13 protein-coding genes are annotated in these 16057 nt (G+C 44.8%); 4 read left to right on the forward strand and 9 right to left on the reverse strand.

Annotated features, from left to right (window positions below; genetic code table 11):
- Positions 1-11 precede the first annotated feature (11 nt).
- On the reverse strand, positions 12-692 hold the full coding sequence (truB, locus tag GO493_RS21890; protein ID WP_157308371.1) for a tRNA pseudouridine(55) synthase TruB: 681 nt from the start codon (positions 690-692) through the stop codon (positions 12-14).
- Between the two features lie 53 nt (positions 693-745).
- On the opposite strand from truB, the gene GO493_RS21895 reads away from it, so the two are divergent.
- Positions 746-1540 carry a class I SAM-dependent methyltransferase gene (locus tag GO493_RS21895; protein WP_157308372.1) on the forward strand — a complete coding sequence of 265 codons (795 nt, stop codon included), beginning with the start codon at positions 746-748 and terminating at the stop codon, positions 1538-1540.
- Between the two features lie 50 nt (positions 1541-1590).
- Here the strand turns inward: GO493_RS21895 and GO493_RS21900 are convergent, their stop codons facing one another.
- The 3 genes from GO493_RS21900 to GO493_RS21910 all read right to left on the reverse strand — a co-directional run bounded on the left by GO493_RS21900 (position 1591) and on the right by GO493_RS21910 (position 4823).
- Positions 1591-2325, reverse strand: coding sequence for a shikimate dehydrogenase family protein (locus GO493_RS21900; RefSeq protein WP_157308373.1), 735 nt, complete (start codon positions 2323-2325; stop codon positions 1591-1593).
- A 10-nt stretch (positions 2326-2335) separates the two neighbouring features.
- On the reverse strand, positions 2336-3100 hold the full coding sequence (locus tag GO493_RS21905) for a phosphosulfolactate synthase (RefSeq protein WP_157308374.1): 765 nt from the start codon (positions 3098-3100) through the stop codon (positions 2336-2338).
- 277 nt (positions 3101-3377) lie between these two features.
- Positions 3378-4823, reverse strand: coding sequence for a tetratricopeptide repeat protein (locus GO493_RS21910; protein ID WP_157308375.1), 1446 nt, complete (start codon positions 4821-4823; stop codon positions 3378-3380).
- Between the two features lie 282 nt (positions 4824-5105).
- On the opposite strand from GO493_RS21910, the gene GO493_RS21915 reads away from it, so the two are divergent.
- Positions 5106-5489: a hypothetical protein gene (locus GO493_RS21915; protein ID WP_157308376.1), complete on the forward strand. Its 384-nt coding sequence runs from the start codon at positions 5106-5108 to the stop codon at positions 5487-5489.
- Between the two features lie 96 nt (positions 5490-5585).
- On the opposite strand, the gene GO493_RS21920 is transcribed toward GO493_RS21915, so the two are convergent.
- From GO493_RS21920 to pafA, 3 genes are all read right to left on the reverse strand, one after another.
- Entirely contained in the window at positions 5586-6236 is a 651-nt protein-coding gene (locus GO493_RS21920; protein WP_157308377.1) for a hypothetical protein, read from the reverse strand.
- A gap of 98 nt (positions 6237-6334) precedes the next feature.
- A complete protein-coding gene (locus tag GO493_RS21925) occupies positions 6335-7114 on the reverse strand; it encodes an enoyl-CoA hydratase/isomerase family protein (protein ID WP_157308378.1) in 780 nt (259 codons plus the stop codon).
- Positions 7115-7265: 151 nt separating this feature from the next.
- Positions 7266-8957, reverse strand: a complete 1692-nt coding sequence (pafA, locus tag GO493_RS21930) for an alkaline phosphatase PafA (RefSeq protein ID WP_232538952.1) — start codon at positions 8955-8957, stop codon at positions 7266-7268.
- A gap of 117 nt (positions 8958-9074) precedes the next feature.
- On the opposite strand from pafA, the gene GO493_RS21935 reads away from it, so the two are divergent.
- The gene (locus GO493_RS21935) at positions 9075-10316 is read left to right on the forward strand and encodes an aminotransferase class I/II-fold pyridoxal phosphate-dependent enzyme (protein WP_157308380.1); all 1242 of its coding nucleotides are present in this window, start codon (positions 9075-9077) and stop codon (positions 10314-10316) included.
- Positions 10317-10652: 336 nt separating this feature from the next.
- Here the strand turns inward: GO493_RS21935 and GO493_RS21940 are convergent, their stop codons facing one another.
- On the reverse strand, positions 10653-10790 hold the full coding sequence (locus GO493_RS21940) for a hypothetical protein (RefSeq protein ID WP_157308381.1): 138 nt from the start codon (positions 10788-10790) through the stop codon (positions 10653-10655).
- A gap of 400 nt (positions 10791-11190) precedes the next feature.
- A complete protein-coding gene (gene purL, locus GO493_RS21945; RefSeq protein ID WP_157308382.1) occupies positions 11191-13446 on the reverse strand; it encodes a phosphoribosylformylglycinamidine synthase subunit PurL in 2256 nt (751 codons plus the stop codon).
- A gap of 350 nt (positions 13447-13796) precedes the next feature.
- Here purL and GO493_RS21950 point away from each other — a divergent pair, with 350 nt between their 5' ends.
- Positions 13797-15995: a glutamine synthetase III family protein gene (locus GO493_RS21950; RefSeq protein WP_157308383.1), complete on the forward strand. Its 2199-nt coding sequence runs from the start codon at positions 13797-13799 to the stop codon at positions 15993-15995.
- The last annotated feature ends 62 nt before the right edge of the window (positions 15996-16057 follow it).

A 16057-nucleotide genomic window follows, 5' to 3' on the forward strand; every position in this document is an offset into this window, starting at 1 on the left:
TGAAAATATTATCACTTTTTTACTTTCTCTATAAAGTCTTCTATCTCCCAGGCATCTTCCAACCTGAATTCTCCTATACGCGTCCTGCAAAGACTGCTCATATATCCTCCACATCCCAGCGCAGCGCCGAAATCATTGGCCAGTGAACGAATATACGTTCCCGTACTGCACACCACCCTGAAATGTACTACCGGCAGCTCTACGTTCGTGATCTCAAATTCTGCGATGAAAACATCACGTGGCTCTACTTTTACCTCCACCCCCTTACGTGCCAGTTCATAAATAGGCTTACCATTCTGTTTAATAGCAGAATGTATAGGAGGCAACTGCTTCTGGGCGCCCATAAATTGTGCCGTAGCAGCACGCACCTTCTCTTCATCAATGCCATCCAGCGGTTTAAAATCTACCGGTTCAGACTCCAGGTCATATGTAGGGGTTACTGCTCCCAGTGTAAAAGTCCCGGTGTATTCTTTTTCCTGGGCCTGATATTCGTTGATCTTTTTGGTCATTTTACCTGTACAGCAGATCAAAAGGCCTGTAGCCAGGGGATCCAGCGTCCCTGCATGTCCTGTTTTGGCTTTGGTCGTGTTCCTGATCTTTCTTACCACATCGAATGAGGTCCATTTCAATGGCTTGTTGATCAGCACCACCTGACCCTCTTCATAAATATTTTTAGCTGCTGTCTGATTCATCCCGCAAAGATAAGTGAAACTTTTTTTCACTATTTTCACGCAATTTTCAAATTATGTCGCTAATACAACACAGCAACGCAGATATCAGGTACCAGCAGCAGGTAGACAATTCCATTAATTACGTCCTCCCCTTTATTGAAGGGGCTATGCCGGTAACGCCGGACATAAGGATCATGGAAATTGGCTGTGGTGAAGGTGGTGTATTAATTCCTTTCCTGGAAAAGGGCTGTCATTGTGTAGGAGTGGATCTTTCTGACGATAAGATCGAGCTTGGCAAAAAGTATCTTAAAAAATACGTAGATGCCGGCAATATGCAGTTCATCAACAAAAATATCTATGATGTTGATTTCCTGGGAGAGTTCAAACATTCTTTCGACCTTATTATCCTGAAAGACGCTATCGAGCATATTCCTGACCAGGCCAGGATCATTGGTTACCTGAAAAACCTGCTTACTCCCCGCGGACAGGTATATTTTGGTTTTCCGCCATGGTATATGCCACATGGAGGACATCAGCAAACCTGCCAGAGCAAAGTGCTGAATGTAATGCCTTATATCCATCTGCTACCCAATCCTCTCTACAAAGGAGTACTGCGTGCATTTGGGGAACCACAGTCTGTCATCACAGAACTGATGGAAATAAAAGATACCGGTATTTCTATTGAACGTTTTGAAAGAATAGTAAAAGAACAGGGATATAGAATTACCAGGAAACAGTTCTACCTGATCAATCCGATCTATAAATATAAATTCGGGTTAAAGCCAAGAACACAATGGGGACCGCTTGCGAAGCTCCCGTTTATCAGGAACTTTTTTACAACCTGCGTTTATTATATGATTGCAGAATAAGAAACAGAAAAGGCTCCCGATGGGAGCCTTTTCTGTTCTATAAATAATTTCTAAAGTCCGTTCCATATCTCCCAGCTGGCTTCTGCCTGCAGTATCAGCATTTCATGACCGTTCTTGATCACCGCTCCCCTGTCCGCACCTTTTTGCAAAAAGGCAGTGACAGCCGGATTGTAGATCAGATCATATAACAGGTGACCGGAAGATATCAGATCATATGGCAGCTCCGGAGCCGCTTCCACATTCGGATACATTCCCAGGGGAGTAGTATTGACGATGAGCTTGTGAGAAGACATGATCTCTTCATCCAGCTGCTCATAGGTGATAGTGCCGGGAGAGGCCTTACGGCTCACCAGCTTATATGGAATATTCATGCTGTCCAGCACATACTGTACTGCTTTAGCTGCACCACCGGTGCCTAATACAAGCGCCTTGTTGTGATGAGATTGCAATAACGGTTCCAGGGACCTCCTGAAGCCAATAGCATCAGTATTATACCCGGTCTTTCGGCCGTCCTTAAAATGAATACAGTTCACCGCCCTGATCTGGGCAGCAGCAGGACTTAACTCATCCAGGTAAGGCATTACTACTTCCTTATAGGGAATGGTTACGTTCAGTCCCTGTAATTCAGGATACCTGGTTATTAAAGCCGGCAATTCTTCTATTGATGGTATAGGAAAACTATCATACAGGCAGTCTTTGATTCCCTCTTTTGCAAACTTCTCTGCAAAAAAACCTTTGGAAAAAGAGTGACTGAGCGGATACCCTATAAGACCATAGATCTTCATGTCAGAAATATTATTCTTTATCCAGGAACAGGTGGAAAGTATCTCCTCTCAAGCCTACACGCATAGCTTCCAGGGAGATCACTTCATGAGGGGCCAGGTTTCCCAGGTTGGCATTACAACCTATCAGTTCCAGGAAATACAGCTGCTGAGCTTTCTGTGGCGCTTCCCAGATGATCTTCTCTGCAGGTATCTGTGTTAGTATCTCCTGCACCAGACCTTCCCTTACCTCACCGGTACCACGGTAAATACCTACGTTACCGCTTTCACGCGCTTCAGCTATCACGTAAGTGGCGCCCGCGCTGAGCTCTGCGCTCATCAGCTCTATCCACTTATAGGGAGGGATGATATGTTCTGCATCTTTAGATCCTACTTCACTCAATACAGTACCATATTTGGAAAGTTTCTCTATATAACCGCATTTCTCTGCATGAGGAATAGTGATAGATCCGTCAGATACTTCCACATGGTTGATTCCATAATCTTTGATCACGCTTACAAATTCATCGAACTGGTTACGGATCAGAAATGCTTCAAATAAAGTTCCGCCAAAGTATACAGGGATATTTGCCGACCGGTATACCTCGATCTTTTCGCGCAGGTTAGGCGTTACGAAAGAAGTACCGAAACCCAGTTTCAGGATATCTACGTGTGGCGACGCGACAGATAAAAAATTCTTCGCTTCTTCCAAACTTAAGCCCTTATCCATCACCATAGTCAAACCGTTGTTACGGGGCTTACTGGTACGATCGGGAATTTGTGTCAGATTAAAATTCATTTGAAACATTTTTATCGTCTGGATAGTATTGTAAACCAAACTGCTATAGGTAGCTGGTACAGGTACTATGTTCTTAAAACCGCGCAAAATTACTACATTCCAATTAAACCTGCCGAAATAAACAGGCTGAGTCAGAATAAAAATTATTTAAATCATAAATATATGATCTAAAAATAATTATACATAAAAATGCGTAGGACCGGACGCTTTATTACAGCATTCAGTACTACGCATTTGCAGGGGCGGGCAACCGCCGCTTGAATATTTTAAAGTAAGCTTACTCTTTTTCCTTTCCCTTCTTCCTGGTGGTACGTTTATACCGGGCAATCAGCTCAAGTACAGCAGGGTGCTGTAACAGGGTCGGATCCAGCTCTATCAGCTTCTTCACATGTTTGGGTGAATGCTGCAGGGAATTTTCCAGCTGCAGTATCCCCTCTTTGGTTTTGCCCTGGGCAAACATTACAGCAGCCCTGTAATAGGACAATGCAGGTTTGTGGCCCAGTTTCTCGAAAGCTGCGTCCAGCTGGATAATGGCTTCATCATAATAACCGGAAATATACAGACCGCGGATAAATTCCTGCCAGGTATTAACACTGGTAGGACGTAAACGCACTGCTGCAAGCAGGTGTATCAACCCCTCCTTGTTCTTGTCCAGCTCCAGGTAACACTGTCCAAGGGCAATCAGGTATTCAGCGCAGTTCTTGTTTATTTTGATGGCGCTCATGATAGACTTGATGGCATTCTCCCAGTTGGATTCTGTCATATAAGCCACACCTATCTTGTAATACAGCTTATCATCGCTCGGGCTCAGATGTGAAGCTTTACGATAATAGTAACGGGCCTGTGTGTATTTACGCTGCCGTTCATAACAATGCCCTATCGCTTCATAGATCACATCTTCAGGCTTGGCTATCTCCAGGTGCTTTTTCAGTATTTCGATGGCTTCACTGTATTTACGCAACCGGATATAAGCATCCCCGATATTGCGGTAAGCATACTCAAATTTCTCATCGATCACCAGGGCATAGTTATAAGCATCGATCGCTTTTTCATACAATTTCAGCCCCTGGTAAGCAGTACCGAGGTTGAACCATGCAAGATGGTTGTATGGATGTTCGTTGATGATATTGGTATGCAGACGGATGCTTTCTTCATTACGGCCGGTAAATTCCGTCCAGAAGCAGATCTTGTGCAATGCCTCTTCATTGTTGGGATCATATTCAAGTGTCAGCTTCAGGCAGTCAAACACTTTTTCAAATTCTTCACAATCGTCATACACGTCGGCCAGTTCCAGCAATAATTCGGTTTTATCCTGCCCTTCAAAAGCATTGATCTGTTCTTCCAGAATAGCAGCGGCTTTTTCATGCATGTTCATGGCCAGGTAAACATCTGTCTGCAGAATATACAGGTTGATGTCCGTACTGTCCAGGATGGAAGCCTTTTCCAGTAAAGCCATTGCTTCCTGGTACTTCTTTGATTCTATGAGCAGATTAGCCTTTTTCAGTAATAAGGTCGAAGAATAAGGGAACTGTTCGATGGCCATTTCGGCAGCCTGCATGGCGTTGGGGAGTTCGTCATGCTCATCATAGTAGTCTATGATCAGTTCGAAGGAGTCCTCGTCGAGGAAGGAATGAGACTGGCCAGATTTCAGATTTTCAAACTGTTGCAACAGCTCTTTTAACTCCTCAGGATCGTCATTTAGAAATGGAAAGTCTTGATTCATTAATGTAAATATAAGGTATTTTGGAATCGATAGCCAAAAAGCGAAGGGCACTTTATGCAGGTATGTGCGTAAAATGATTGTTAAACTTCTGCTCAGAAAAAAAGTCTAATTCCATTAAAAAATTTTATGCGAACGAACTGTTCAGAAAACTACCAGGCCTGGTAAAAAAATCAGGGGATACATTAACATTTAAAAATATTTAACATTCCTTTAGGAATTTTACTTATCTTCGTTAAGGATATGTTATATAATATATCGAAAATTTTGTACATTTGTGATACAATGAAACAGATAACCAACACATTTAAGGCTTTTTCATTGTCTTTTTTATTGGCGGGCGCACTGATACTTGCCGGTATCAGCGTTAAAGCCAACGATAACCTCTTAAACGACAATAACAAAGACAAGATAAAGAAGAGCGAGAATAAATTGTCGCTGACATCTATGCCCAAGGCAAACCTGAGCCTCGACGCAGGCTTCCGTTTCAATGGTGCTATGAGCTCAGCATTTAAACTGTCTGACAATAACGCATGGAACTTTAAATCCGTTATGACCATTAAAAAAGGTAACGTAACGTACGTACTTCCTTATGCAGCTCAGATACAGCCCCCTGCAAACATGAATTTCCATCATTTGCAGATCGTCCTGCCACTCAGGAAGAACTGATAATTTGTTCCACACTGCACTTTAAGATAAAAAGCAAAGGTCTGGTTCTGCTACGCAGCGCCAGACCTTTTTCTTTAACATCTTTCGTCTCCCCCATCAGCTTCCCATCTTCGTCAGCTCCTCCTTGCTGATCTCTTTATATCCTGATTTAGGTACATCAAAATAAGATCCCGGTATTGGATAGAGATCTACTTTAGTAGCCACCATTTGCATTTTAGTACCGTTTTTATTGATGATCTCAAATTGTAAGGGTATGCCCTTCAGATTGACGAAACGGCGGTTATATTGCCTGTTTTCCGGTACCAGGTCCGGAGTATAATATACTTCGAAGGTTTTACCATCTGCCGTTTTCCCGATAGATTGTTTACAGTTATATCCGGCTATCTGTTTGGTGGCAGTGCCGTCTTTAAACTGCACGGTAGCATATTCCTTCAGGTCTTTGGCATATTCTTCCTTATTGGCGCGGATAAGGTATTTATCCCCGTTGTTATCGATCAGCGTTACCACGGTTTCTGTCTTACTGTTAATAAGATAGCTGTAGTGTACCACTTTAAAATCGATATCTACACGGCTGAGATGCCCTTTCATGTATTGGGTAAGGCTGCCTCCCTCAAAAGCAGGATCTCCACCCTGCTGCGCCGGCGTTTCGATCTTGTAAACGATCCTGGCATCAGATACCAGTCGCTGTGCTTTCAGTCCGCCCATAATAAGGCAGTATGACAGCAACGTAAGAATTACTTTTTGCATGACAGTTTGTATTAGGTTGTCCACCTGCATAAATCTTCCATCGGTCAGGGCTTCATCATGCGTGGTGCTATATAGGTTATTGAAAAAATCATACCGGATTACCAGCTCATCTTTTCCCTTGCCAGGAAAGCTTTTATACCTCTCTGACAGTCAATATGTTCACGGGTATCGGCATTCATCTGAGCCGCCTGTTCCAATGCCTCTTCCAGTGGCTGGTCAAGGATACCGGCTATCAGTTTCTTCGTTACTTTAAGAGAATTGGCAGAGGCGCCATTGCAAAGATCATCCGCAATTCCGGCTACATATGCCGCTATTTCAGCTGCAGGCACTACCTGGTTCAGTAATCCATATTCTTCTGCTTTTGCGGCTGGGATCAGCCTACCCGTAAGCAGCAGGTCCTTCGCACGGCCCTCTCCTATCTTTCTGACCAGGAAAACAGATACCAGCGCAGGAATAAAACCGATCTTCACTTCTGTATATCCCAGCTTTGCTTCCGGTACTGCATAGCTCAGGTCACACAGGGTTACCAGTCCGCAGCCACCGGCAATAGCATGGCCCTCTACCTGTGCTATCACCACTTTTTCATGATAGTAGATCTGCTGCATCAACCGCATTAATTCACGGGAATCTGCCAGGTTCTCTGCTCTTGTATTTTTCTGAAGCTGTTGCAGGTATTCAAGGTCAGCCCCGGCGCAGAAAGCTTCTCCGGAACCTTTTAAAACAATGACTTTTACGGCAGTATCTTCTTCAGCCTGTTTGAAAGCAGTCTGCAATTCTGCCACCATAGCGCCATTCAGAGCGTTACGTTTTTCAGGACGGTGCAGGGTGATTGTTGCAACACGCGCCTTTATATCATATAGGATATGTTCAAAACTCATAAATAGAAACAGGCGATTTCAGATCGAGAAATGAATATACCAAGAACTTGTTAATTTCCTCAAAATGGATTTCTCAAAAAAAATGGTTTCGCTTTGGCGAAACCATTTTTTTTAGAGCCATTTAAGACAAAAGCCCCGTTATCAGCAATCTCTATTTTGTAACTTCCTGGATCGGATGCCCCACATTACCACTTGGCATCTGGATATGTAACAAAGCGGCAATAGTAGGCGCAATATCAGTCATACCCATAGTCCTGTTACTTTTCCCCGCATGCACGCCCCATCCCATCCATACCAGTGGAATATGCGCATCATAAGGATACCATACCCCATGTGTGGTACCCGTCTTTCCACCTTCAATATATCCCGGCATTAACACCAGCTGTATATCACCGCTGCGTTTTGCGTTAAAACCGTTGGTCATCATACTACGCATGGGCTCAGGCAATGTGGTGGAAAGCAATTGTTTCAACGGGAAAGCATTGCTCACTGCAGGATCTTTCAGAACAGTAGTAATGATCAGATCATTTATCTCATGCTCCTGTTTGCCTGCTTTGGCAATGGCGTCATGATCAAGGTATAACTGGTAATTATCCTGCGCCAGTATCACTTTTTCAATACCTGTTTTTTCTTTTACCAGCTGGTTGATCTCAGCCACTACCTTGCTGTCATTCCACACGCCGCCAGGCAGCTTATTCTCCTGCATAAACCCGGGCACATGAGCCACCCCATGATCGGCAGTGATGAAGAACAGGTATTGTCCTTTACCTACTTCTTTATCCAGGTATTTGAAGAAATCTGCCAGATCTTTATCCAGGCGCAGGTAAGTATCTTCTATTTCAATGGAATTAGGCCCAAACTGATGTCCCACATAATCCGTGGAAGAAAGACTGATAGTCAGCATGTCAGTAACCCCTCCTTTGCCCAGTTGATACGCTTCCAGTGCTTTTTTAGCAAATTCCAGCGTCATCGTATTTCCAAAAGGAGTAGAAGAAATGGATTTAAAAGGAGTACCCTTTTCTCCTCCCAGCTCATGCGGGAAAACAGGCGCCTGCTCTCCTTTAAATGCCCCTTCATAAGGTTTGCTGTCCTCCGTGCTCAACTCGTAAGTTTTGAGCGGATACATAGTGGTCCATGGCTGGCTCAGGTATCTTGCCGGCCATTTCATACTGTTAAAGTCAGTTGCCCAGTCAGGCAGACTGCTCATATAATAGCTGCTGGTTACCCAGTTGCCGGTAGTACCGTCATACCAGTAAGCTGCATTGGCGCTGTGACCGGCGGGCAGGATAGCTCCCCTGTCCTTAATAGCCACACCTACTACTTTACTTTTGAAATTAGAAGCCAGACGCAGCTCATCCCCGATGGTTGTTACACGCATGTTCCGCGGACTCATTTTCCCTGCATCTGACGTACTGCCCACAGTTGTAACTGAGGTATCTTCTGCACAATACACTTCCCTGCCCAGCTCACGGCTGTACCAGCCGTTACCTACAATGCCATGTACAGCAGGTACCGAGCCCGTGTATATACAGGTATGACCACATGCCGTAATGGTTGGAGTATAATTAATTAACGTATTTTCGCATGAGAATCCTTCCCTTAATAACCGTTTGAAGCCACCATCACCATACCGGTTAGTATAGCGGTAAAGGTAGTCCCATCGCATCTGATCCACCACGATGCCCACCACCAGCCTGGGACGGTTTAATGTTTTGGGTAAAGCCGGCCTGCTCCACGCAGTTACTTGTCCTGGTTTAGGCGACGTTGCCTTCTGGCCATTTCCTGATTCTGCTACCGTTAAACCTAAGGTAATCAATACAATAGGTAGTAATTTCCAATTCATAGTACTAAAACACATATTTATTATTCACATTTTCAAAGGTAATCCAAGTTTACAAAAACTAATATTTTAATACCTTTGTGCCGGTTTTTTAAGAACACTATTAATTATTATTTAACAATGGATATATTCGAGAAACTGCTCAAGCACATGGGCCCTATCGGCGAACACTCTAACAGAGCCCATGGTTATTTTGCCTTCCCCAAGCTGGAAGGTGAAATAGGTCCCCGTATGAAATTCAGGGGAAATGAAAAGATCGTTTGGAGCCTGAACAACTACCTGGGTCTCGCCAATCACCCTGAGGTACGTGCTACAGACGCCAAAGCAGCAGCGGAATACGGCCTTGCAACACCAATGGGCGCCCGTATGATGAGTGGTAACACCAATTACCATGAGAAGCTGGAAAAAGAATTATCCGATTACATGGGTAAAGAAGATACTACACTTCTGAACTATGGTTACCAGGGCATCATGAGTGCTATTGACGCAATCTGTAACCGTCGCGATGTGATCGTGTATGACGCGGAATGCCACGCAAGTATTATTGATGGCCTCCGTCTGCACCAGGGACACCGTTATGTGTTCAAACACAATGACATTGCAGACCTGGAAAAACAGCTGAAACGTGCTGAAGAAATGATCAAAACTACCGGTGGCGGTATACTGGTTGTAACAGAAGGCGTATTCGGTATGGCCGGCGATCAGGGTAAACTGAAAGAAATTGCCGCACTGAAAGATAAATACGAGTTCCGCTTCCTGGTAGACGATGCGCACGGTTTCGGTACAATGGGTAAAACCGGTGCCGGTACCGGTGAAGAACAGGGCGTTCAGGACAAGATAGATCTGCTGTTCAACACTTTCGCAAAATCCGGTGCTTCCATCGGCGCTTTCATGAGCGGTGAAAAAGCGATCATCAACTACCTGCGTTATAACATGCGCTCCCAGATCTTCGCAAAATCAGTTCCTTTACCACTGGTAATTGGCCATCTGAAACGCGTTGAGCTGATGCGCAAGCATCCTGAAATGAAAGCTAAACTGTGGTCTAATGTGAATAAACTGCAACAGGGATTGCGTGATCGTGGTTTTGATATCGGTAAAACCAATTCCCCGGTTACTCCTATCTACCTGAAAGGCGATATTCCGGAAGCAACTGCAATGTGCCTGGACCTGCGTGAGAACTATAACATCTTCTGTTCAATCGTAGTATATCCTGTTATTCCAAAAGGACAGATCATCTACCGCCTGATCCCCACAGCGGCTCATACTGATGAAGATATTGAGCTGACATTGAAAGCTTTCACTGAAACCAAAGAAAAGCTGGATCAGAAAGAATATAAAGTGGCTGAGATACCAATGGTATAACAGCGAAGATGGCAGACGCAGGCCAGATTCTCCACACTCAAAAGAAAGGGTTTCGCCAAGGCGAAACCCTTTCTTTTGAACAGTTTTTCCCAATTGATTATCAAAAAGAAATCTAACTACACTACCCGGTTAGCACCTTATAAAAACCAGAAGGCCCGGACTATAACAGTCCGGGCCTTAATTTTTTTGTTGGCTTTCTTACATCTCTCGTCTGACCACATTTAAAGCCCCTTTTGGCATTTCATAGGATCGGGTGCATTTCATAGGTTCACAAGCTTTCTTTCTTCATCGTTTTCTCTTCACAAAGCCTGTCAGGCGTTCATAGGATCATTCATTTCACAGGTTGGCGGCTCTTTCTTCTTCAATTCCTTCTCTCACACAAGCCTGCCGGATCATAGGACATTTTCTTCCACAGGTATAGGCATCACAGGCATAGGATTCAATAGTAAGCCCCTCTGCTACGAGGGGCTTCACAACAAATCGTTCTTTCTCACTAGGTGTAAATTCACTTAGCTTTCATTAGGACATGGTAGAACAATCGGTTTTCATAGAATGCGGAATCTTCCGATTCCAGGGATAATTTATTGTAAGGTCTTCTCTTGCTTTCAGACCTGCTTGTTTGCATTTCTCTTTGTCAAAAGTACTTTACAGACGCATGAATAAATTCACACGAAGATGGGATTTTGTTAATGAGTTGTTAAAACAATTAACAAATACAATAAAAGCCCGGGAGAAGGCAAATCAGCCGTGGTGGCCAATTCACACATATGCCAAATAGTATAAGTGTATGATGAACAAGTATAAAATGCAAAAAGGTGAGGCATAACACCCATGTGGGATATGCCTCACCTTTGCATTTAAAACTATATAGTTTTTATGCCAAATGAGATTCTAATGCTATATCATATTGATGTTTCCAATCAAGAACCGTGCCCCAATCTTCACCATCAATTGAAATCTGTTCACCTTTCACCACGCCGATCTTCTCAACACGTACTGAAACCTCAGTAGCATCTATTACACTGTGCATGATAGAATCGAATTTCTCCTTGTCTTCCGGCCTGATGGTAACCACTACACGGCTCTGACTCTCACCGAACAGGTAAGCGTCTTTACGGAAATTAGCGTTGGTATTAACCTCAAAACCAAGCCCGGAAGCCATAGCGCTTTCCAGCAGGGTAATGAAGAGGCCTCCTTCACTTACATCGTGCGCAGACTGCAGGATACCGGCTTTATTCAGCTTGGTAACAGCCTGCTGCAGGTGCAGCTCTTCCTCCAGGTTAAAATGAGGAGCAGGGCTGTATTCAATACCTATCAGCTTGTGCAGGTACTCAGAACTGCTGATATCGTTACGGCTGCGTCCCAGCACGTATACCAGGTGACCGGCAGCTTTAAAGTTAAGGGTCAGGCGGTCGGAGATGTTATCCAGTACACCCAGCATACCAATTGTTGGTGTAGGGTATACAGGACCATCCGGAGACTGGTTATAGAAGCTCACGTTACCACCGGTAACAGGAGTATTGAACTTGCGGCAGGCCTCGCCCATACCTTTAAGGGCATATACAAACTGGTAGTATACCTCCGGATCGTAAGGGTTGCCGAAGTTCAGACAGTTGGTAATAGCCACCGGCTCACCACCACTGCACACAATATTACGGGCAGCTTCCGCTACAGCGATCTGGCCCCCTACCTGCGGATCAGCAAATACGTAACGGCTGTTACAGTCTGTAGTAACTGCCAGGGCCTTTTTGGTACCTTTCACTGTTACGATAGACGCATCACTTGGCGCATTGGTGCTGGCGTTGGCAGTACCTACCATACTGTCATACTGTGTATAGATCCAACGCTTGGATGCAATGTTAGGCAGTTTTACCAGTCTCTCTGCCGCAAAACGTGCATGCAGGGTGTCAGGTATTTTATGGATATCAAAAGCCTTGATCTTCTCGAAATAAGCCGGCTCTGTATAAGCACGGTGGTATTGAGGAGCGCCGCCACCCAGTACCAGGCTTTCAGCAGGAACATCTGCTTCCAGGTGACCGTTCAGGTAGAACTTCAGCTGTTTCTCTTTGGTCACTTCACCGATCTGTACACAGTGCAGGTCCCATTTATCAAATATCTTCAGCACTTCGGCTTCCTTGCCTTTGTGCACTACAATCAGCATTCTTTCCTGGCTTTCGCTCAGCAGCATTTCCCAGGCTTTCATGTTTTCCTGGCGGGTAGGTACTTTATCCAGGTGGATGATCATACCATGCTCACCTTTCGCACTCATTTCAGCAGTAGAACAGGTAATACCTGCTGCTCCCATATCCTGCATACCTACCAGGGCTCCCGTAGGAATGATCTCCAGGCAGGCCTCCAGCAGTTTCTTTTCCTGGAAAGGGTCTCCCACCTGTACAGATGGCAGGTCTTCCACGCTGTCTTCCGTAATATTGGCGCTGGCAAAAGATGCACCGCCTATACCGTCTTTACCCGTAGCAGATCCCACAATAAATACAGGGTTGCCTGCGCCGTAAGAAGTGGCAGATACAGTCTGACCAACCTTCACAACACCCACACTCATCGCATTTACAAGCGGGTTGGTACCATAACAATCTTCGAAATATGCTTCTCCACCTACGGTCGGTACCCCAAAGCAGTTACCATAATGACCAATACCATGTACAATACCTTTGATCAGGTGCTGGGTCTTCTTATCGTTGATATTGCCAAAACGCAGTGAGTTCAGCGCAGCTATAGGACGGGCGCCCATAGTAAAAATATCACGGTGTATACCTCCTACACCGGTAGCTGCTCCCTGGAAGGGCTCAATTGCAGACGGGTGATTGTGAGACTCAATTTTAAACACACAGGCGTAGCCATCTCCAATGTCTACCAGGCCGGCATTTTCCTCACCGGCTTTCACCAGCAGACGGTCTCCTTCACGGGGCAGTGTTTTCAGCCATACAATTGAGTTCTTGTAGCTGCAATGTTCACTCCACATTACAGAATACATACTTAATTCTGTGAAGTTGGGCGTACGGCCCAATATGCCTATTATACGCTCAAATTCGTCTGCGGTCAGACCAAGTTGCTCGGCAGTTTCAACAGTAGTTTGGGAAAACTTATCTGTAGTTTCTACGTTAGTTTGCATGTAACTAGATGTATGAGTACGATAGATAAAAAAAGAAGATGCAAACCTACAGGTTTTTCCGGCAATTGACAAAGGATATTGCCCTTGCCGCCAAAAGAGCAATACCGTTTATAATCATATATTATAATAATATATCAGACACAAGTGATTAAGACTGCTGCCCGCTTGCTTTAAAAACGAATTACATTTTTTTAAATATATCAGTTTAACGGTTGTCACCCCTTCATTTTTTGGCGAAAATCAAAAAAATTAACCTTTTTGACGGGCAAATGTAATTTTTTAGTTAAAATCAACTTATCTCTTGCTTATGTTAGCACAACAGCGTTCTTTTGTGTAAAATTATTTACAGCATGCAATCGTTACGCTTCACTGCACTGGAGAACCTCTCCGGTGTTGATCTCAAAATTAAACCCGAACAACTCAACGGTACCAAGATCACCGAAGTGTTCGGCAGCAATGTATTCGCAGGAAAAGTAGTACGTGAAAATCTGAGTGACGAGGCTTATAAAAGCCTGATGAACTCCATCAAAGCAGGTACTAAAATTGACCGCAAAATGTCCGAGCAGATCGCTTCCGGTCTGAAACAATGGGCAATGAAAAAAGGTGTTACCCACTACACTCACTGGTTCCAGCCATTAACCGGTACCACAGCAGAAAAACATGACTCTTTCTTCACCCTGAAGAGCGATGGTTCTGCACTGGAAACTTTTGACGGCGACGCGCTGGTTCAACAGGAACCTGACGCTTCCAGCTTCCCTAACGGCGGTCTCCGTGCTACTTTCGAAGCACGTGGCTATACTGCATGGGATCCTTCCTCTCCTCCCTTCATCCTGGAGCAGGGTCATGGTAAAACACTTTGCATACCTACAATATTTGTTGCTTACACCGGTGAATCACTGGACTACAAAGCTCCCCTGCTGAAAGCCCTTTCTGCAATGGATAAAGCTGCAGTAGACGTATGTAACTACTTCGATAAAAATGTAACCAAAGTTACAGCTACCCTGGGCTGGGAACAGGAATACTTCCTGGTTGACGAAAGCCTGGCTAACGCCCGTCCTGACCTGGTAATGTGCGGCCGTACAGTTGTTGGTCACGCTCCTTCCAAAGGTCAGCAGCTGGAAGACCACTACTTCGGTTCTATCCCTGAGCGTGCATACGCTTTCATGCGCGATTTCGAAGAAGAGTCTTACAAACTGGGTATTCCTTTAAGGACCCGTCACAACGAGGTGGCGCCTTCCCAGTTCGAGTGCGCTCCTATCTTCGAAGAAGTGAACATCGCAGTTGACCACAACTCCCTGCTGATGGACGTTATGTCTAAAGTGGCAAAACGTCACAAACTGAGAGTATTACTGCATGAGAAACCATTTGCAGGCATCAACGGTTCAGGTAAACACAACAACTGGAGCATGGCTACAGACACTGGCGTGAACCTGCTGGCTCCCGGTAAAACACCGAAAACCAACCTGATGTTCCTGACCTTCTTCGTAAACACCATCAAGGCGGTACATGACTATGCTGATCTGATGAGAGCTTCTATCGCTTCTCCAAGCAATGACTTCCGTCTGGGTGCAAACGAAGCTCCTCCGGCTATCATCTCTGTATTCTCCGGTAAATACCTGTACGACGTTCTGCAGGAAGTTAAAACCCGCGTGAATAACAAATTTGATGAGCAGGACGAAGCTATCCTGAAACTGGACCTGCACCGTCATATCCCTGAACTGCTGCTGGATAATACCGACCGTAACCGTACCTCTCCTTTTGCTTTCACCGGCAACAAGTTTGAGTTCCGCGCCGTAGGTTCTTCCGCAAACTGCGCTTCCGCTATGACCGTGCTGAACACCATCGTGGCTAAAACCCTGAGCGACTTCAAAGTTGAGGTAGATGCCCTGATCGAAAAAGGCGAGAAAAAAGAGATTGCTATTATGCAAACTCTTCGGAAATATATTGTAGATTCGGAGAAAGTTTTATTTGAAGGCGACGGTTACAGCGAAGAGTGGGAAAAAGAAGCAGAAAGAAGAGGCCTGGCCAACGTAAAAACCACTCCTAAAGCGCTGGATGCATACGTTACAGAAAAAGCAACCAAACTCTTTACAGAAGTTGGTATCTATAACGAAAAAGAACTGCATGCCCGTCACGAGATCCTGCTGGAAGACTATGTGAAGAAAGTACAGATCGAAGCCCGTGTTATCGGTGATCTGGCTACCAACACGATCCTGCCTTCCGCAATCTCTTACCTGAACAGCCTGATCACCAACATTAGCGGCCTGAAAGCAATTGGCCTGGGTGATGATGCTGTTAAGGCACAGAAACAGATTGCTGCAAAAATAGCTGAACATGTTAACGTCATCAGTGAGAATGTACAGGCTATGATTGAAGCGCGCAAAGTGGCTAATAAAGTAGCCGACAGCCGCCAGAAAGCTATAGATTATTGTGATAAAATTAAGCCGTACTTTGATGTGATCCGTTACCACTCCGATAAACTGGAGTTCCTTGTGGATGACAAACAATGGGCATTGCCTAAGTACAGAGAGCTGCTTTTCTTGCGATAAAACCGTAAGATTGTTTTGGTGTATGATTAGCCCCGGGTATTTACCCGGGGCTTTGTATTTTA

This window comes from Chitinophaga tropicalis (assembly GCF_009758205.1).
Lineage (GTDB): Bacteria > Bacteroidota > Bacteroidia > Chitinophagales > Chitinophagaceae > Chitinophaga > Chitinophaga tropicalis.

Coding starts and splice junctions, on each gene's coding strand:
- GO493_RS21905 (WP_157308374.1), bottom strand. CDS start 3,100: ATGAATTTTAATCTGACACAAATTCCCGATCGTACCAGTAAGCCCCGT.
- pafA (WP_232538952.1), bottom strand. CDS start 8,957: ATGAATTGGAAATTACTACCTATTGTATTGATTACCTTAGGTTTAACG.
- GO493_RS21915 (WP_157308376.1), top strand. CDS start 5,106: ATGAAACAGATAACCAACACATTTAAGGCTTTTTCATTGTCTTTTTTA.
- GO493_RS21900 (WP_157308373.1), bottom strand. CDS start 2,325: ATGAAGATCTATGGTCTTATAGGGTATCCGCTCAGTCACTCTTTTTCC.
- GO493_RS21935 (WP_157308380.1), top strand. CDS start 9,075: ATGGATATATTCGAGAAACTGCTCAAGCACATGGGCCCTATCGGCGAA.
- purL (WP_157308382.1), bottom strand. CDS start 13,446: ATGCAAACTAACGTAGAAACTACAGATAAGTTTTCCCAAACTACTGTT.
- GO493_RS21910 (WP_157308375.1), bottom strand. CDS start 4,823: ATGAATCAAGACTTTCCATTTCTAAATGACGATCCTGAGGAGTTAAAA.
- GO493_RS21950 (WP_157308383.1), top strand. CDS start 13,797: ATGCAATCGTTACGCTTCACTGCACTGGAGAACCTCTCCGGTGTTGAT.
- truB (WP_157308371.1), bottom strand. CDS start 692: ATGAATCAGACAGCAGCTAAAAATATTTATGAAGAGGGTCAGGTGGTG.
- GO493_RS21895 (WP_157308372.1), top strand. CDS start 746: ATGTCGCTAATACAACACAGCAACGCAGATATCAGGTACCAGCAGCAG.
- GO493_RS21920 (WP_157308377.1), bottom strand. CDS start 6,236: ATGCAAAAAGTAATTCTTACGTTGCTGTCATACTGCCTTATTATGGGC.
- GO493_RS21925 (WP_157308378.1), bottom strand. CDS start 7,114: ATGAGTTTTGAACATATCCTATATGATATAAAGGCGCGTGTTGCAACA.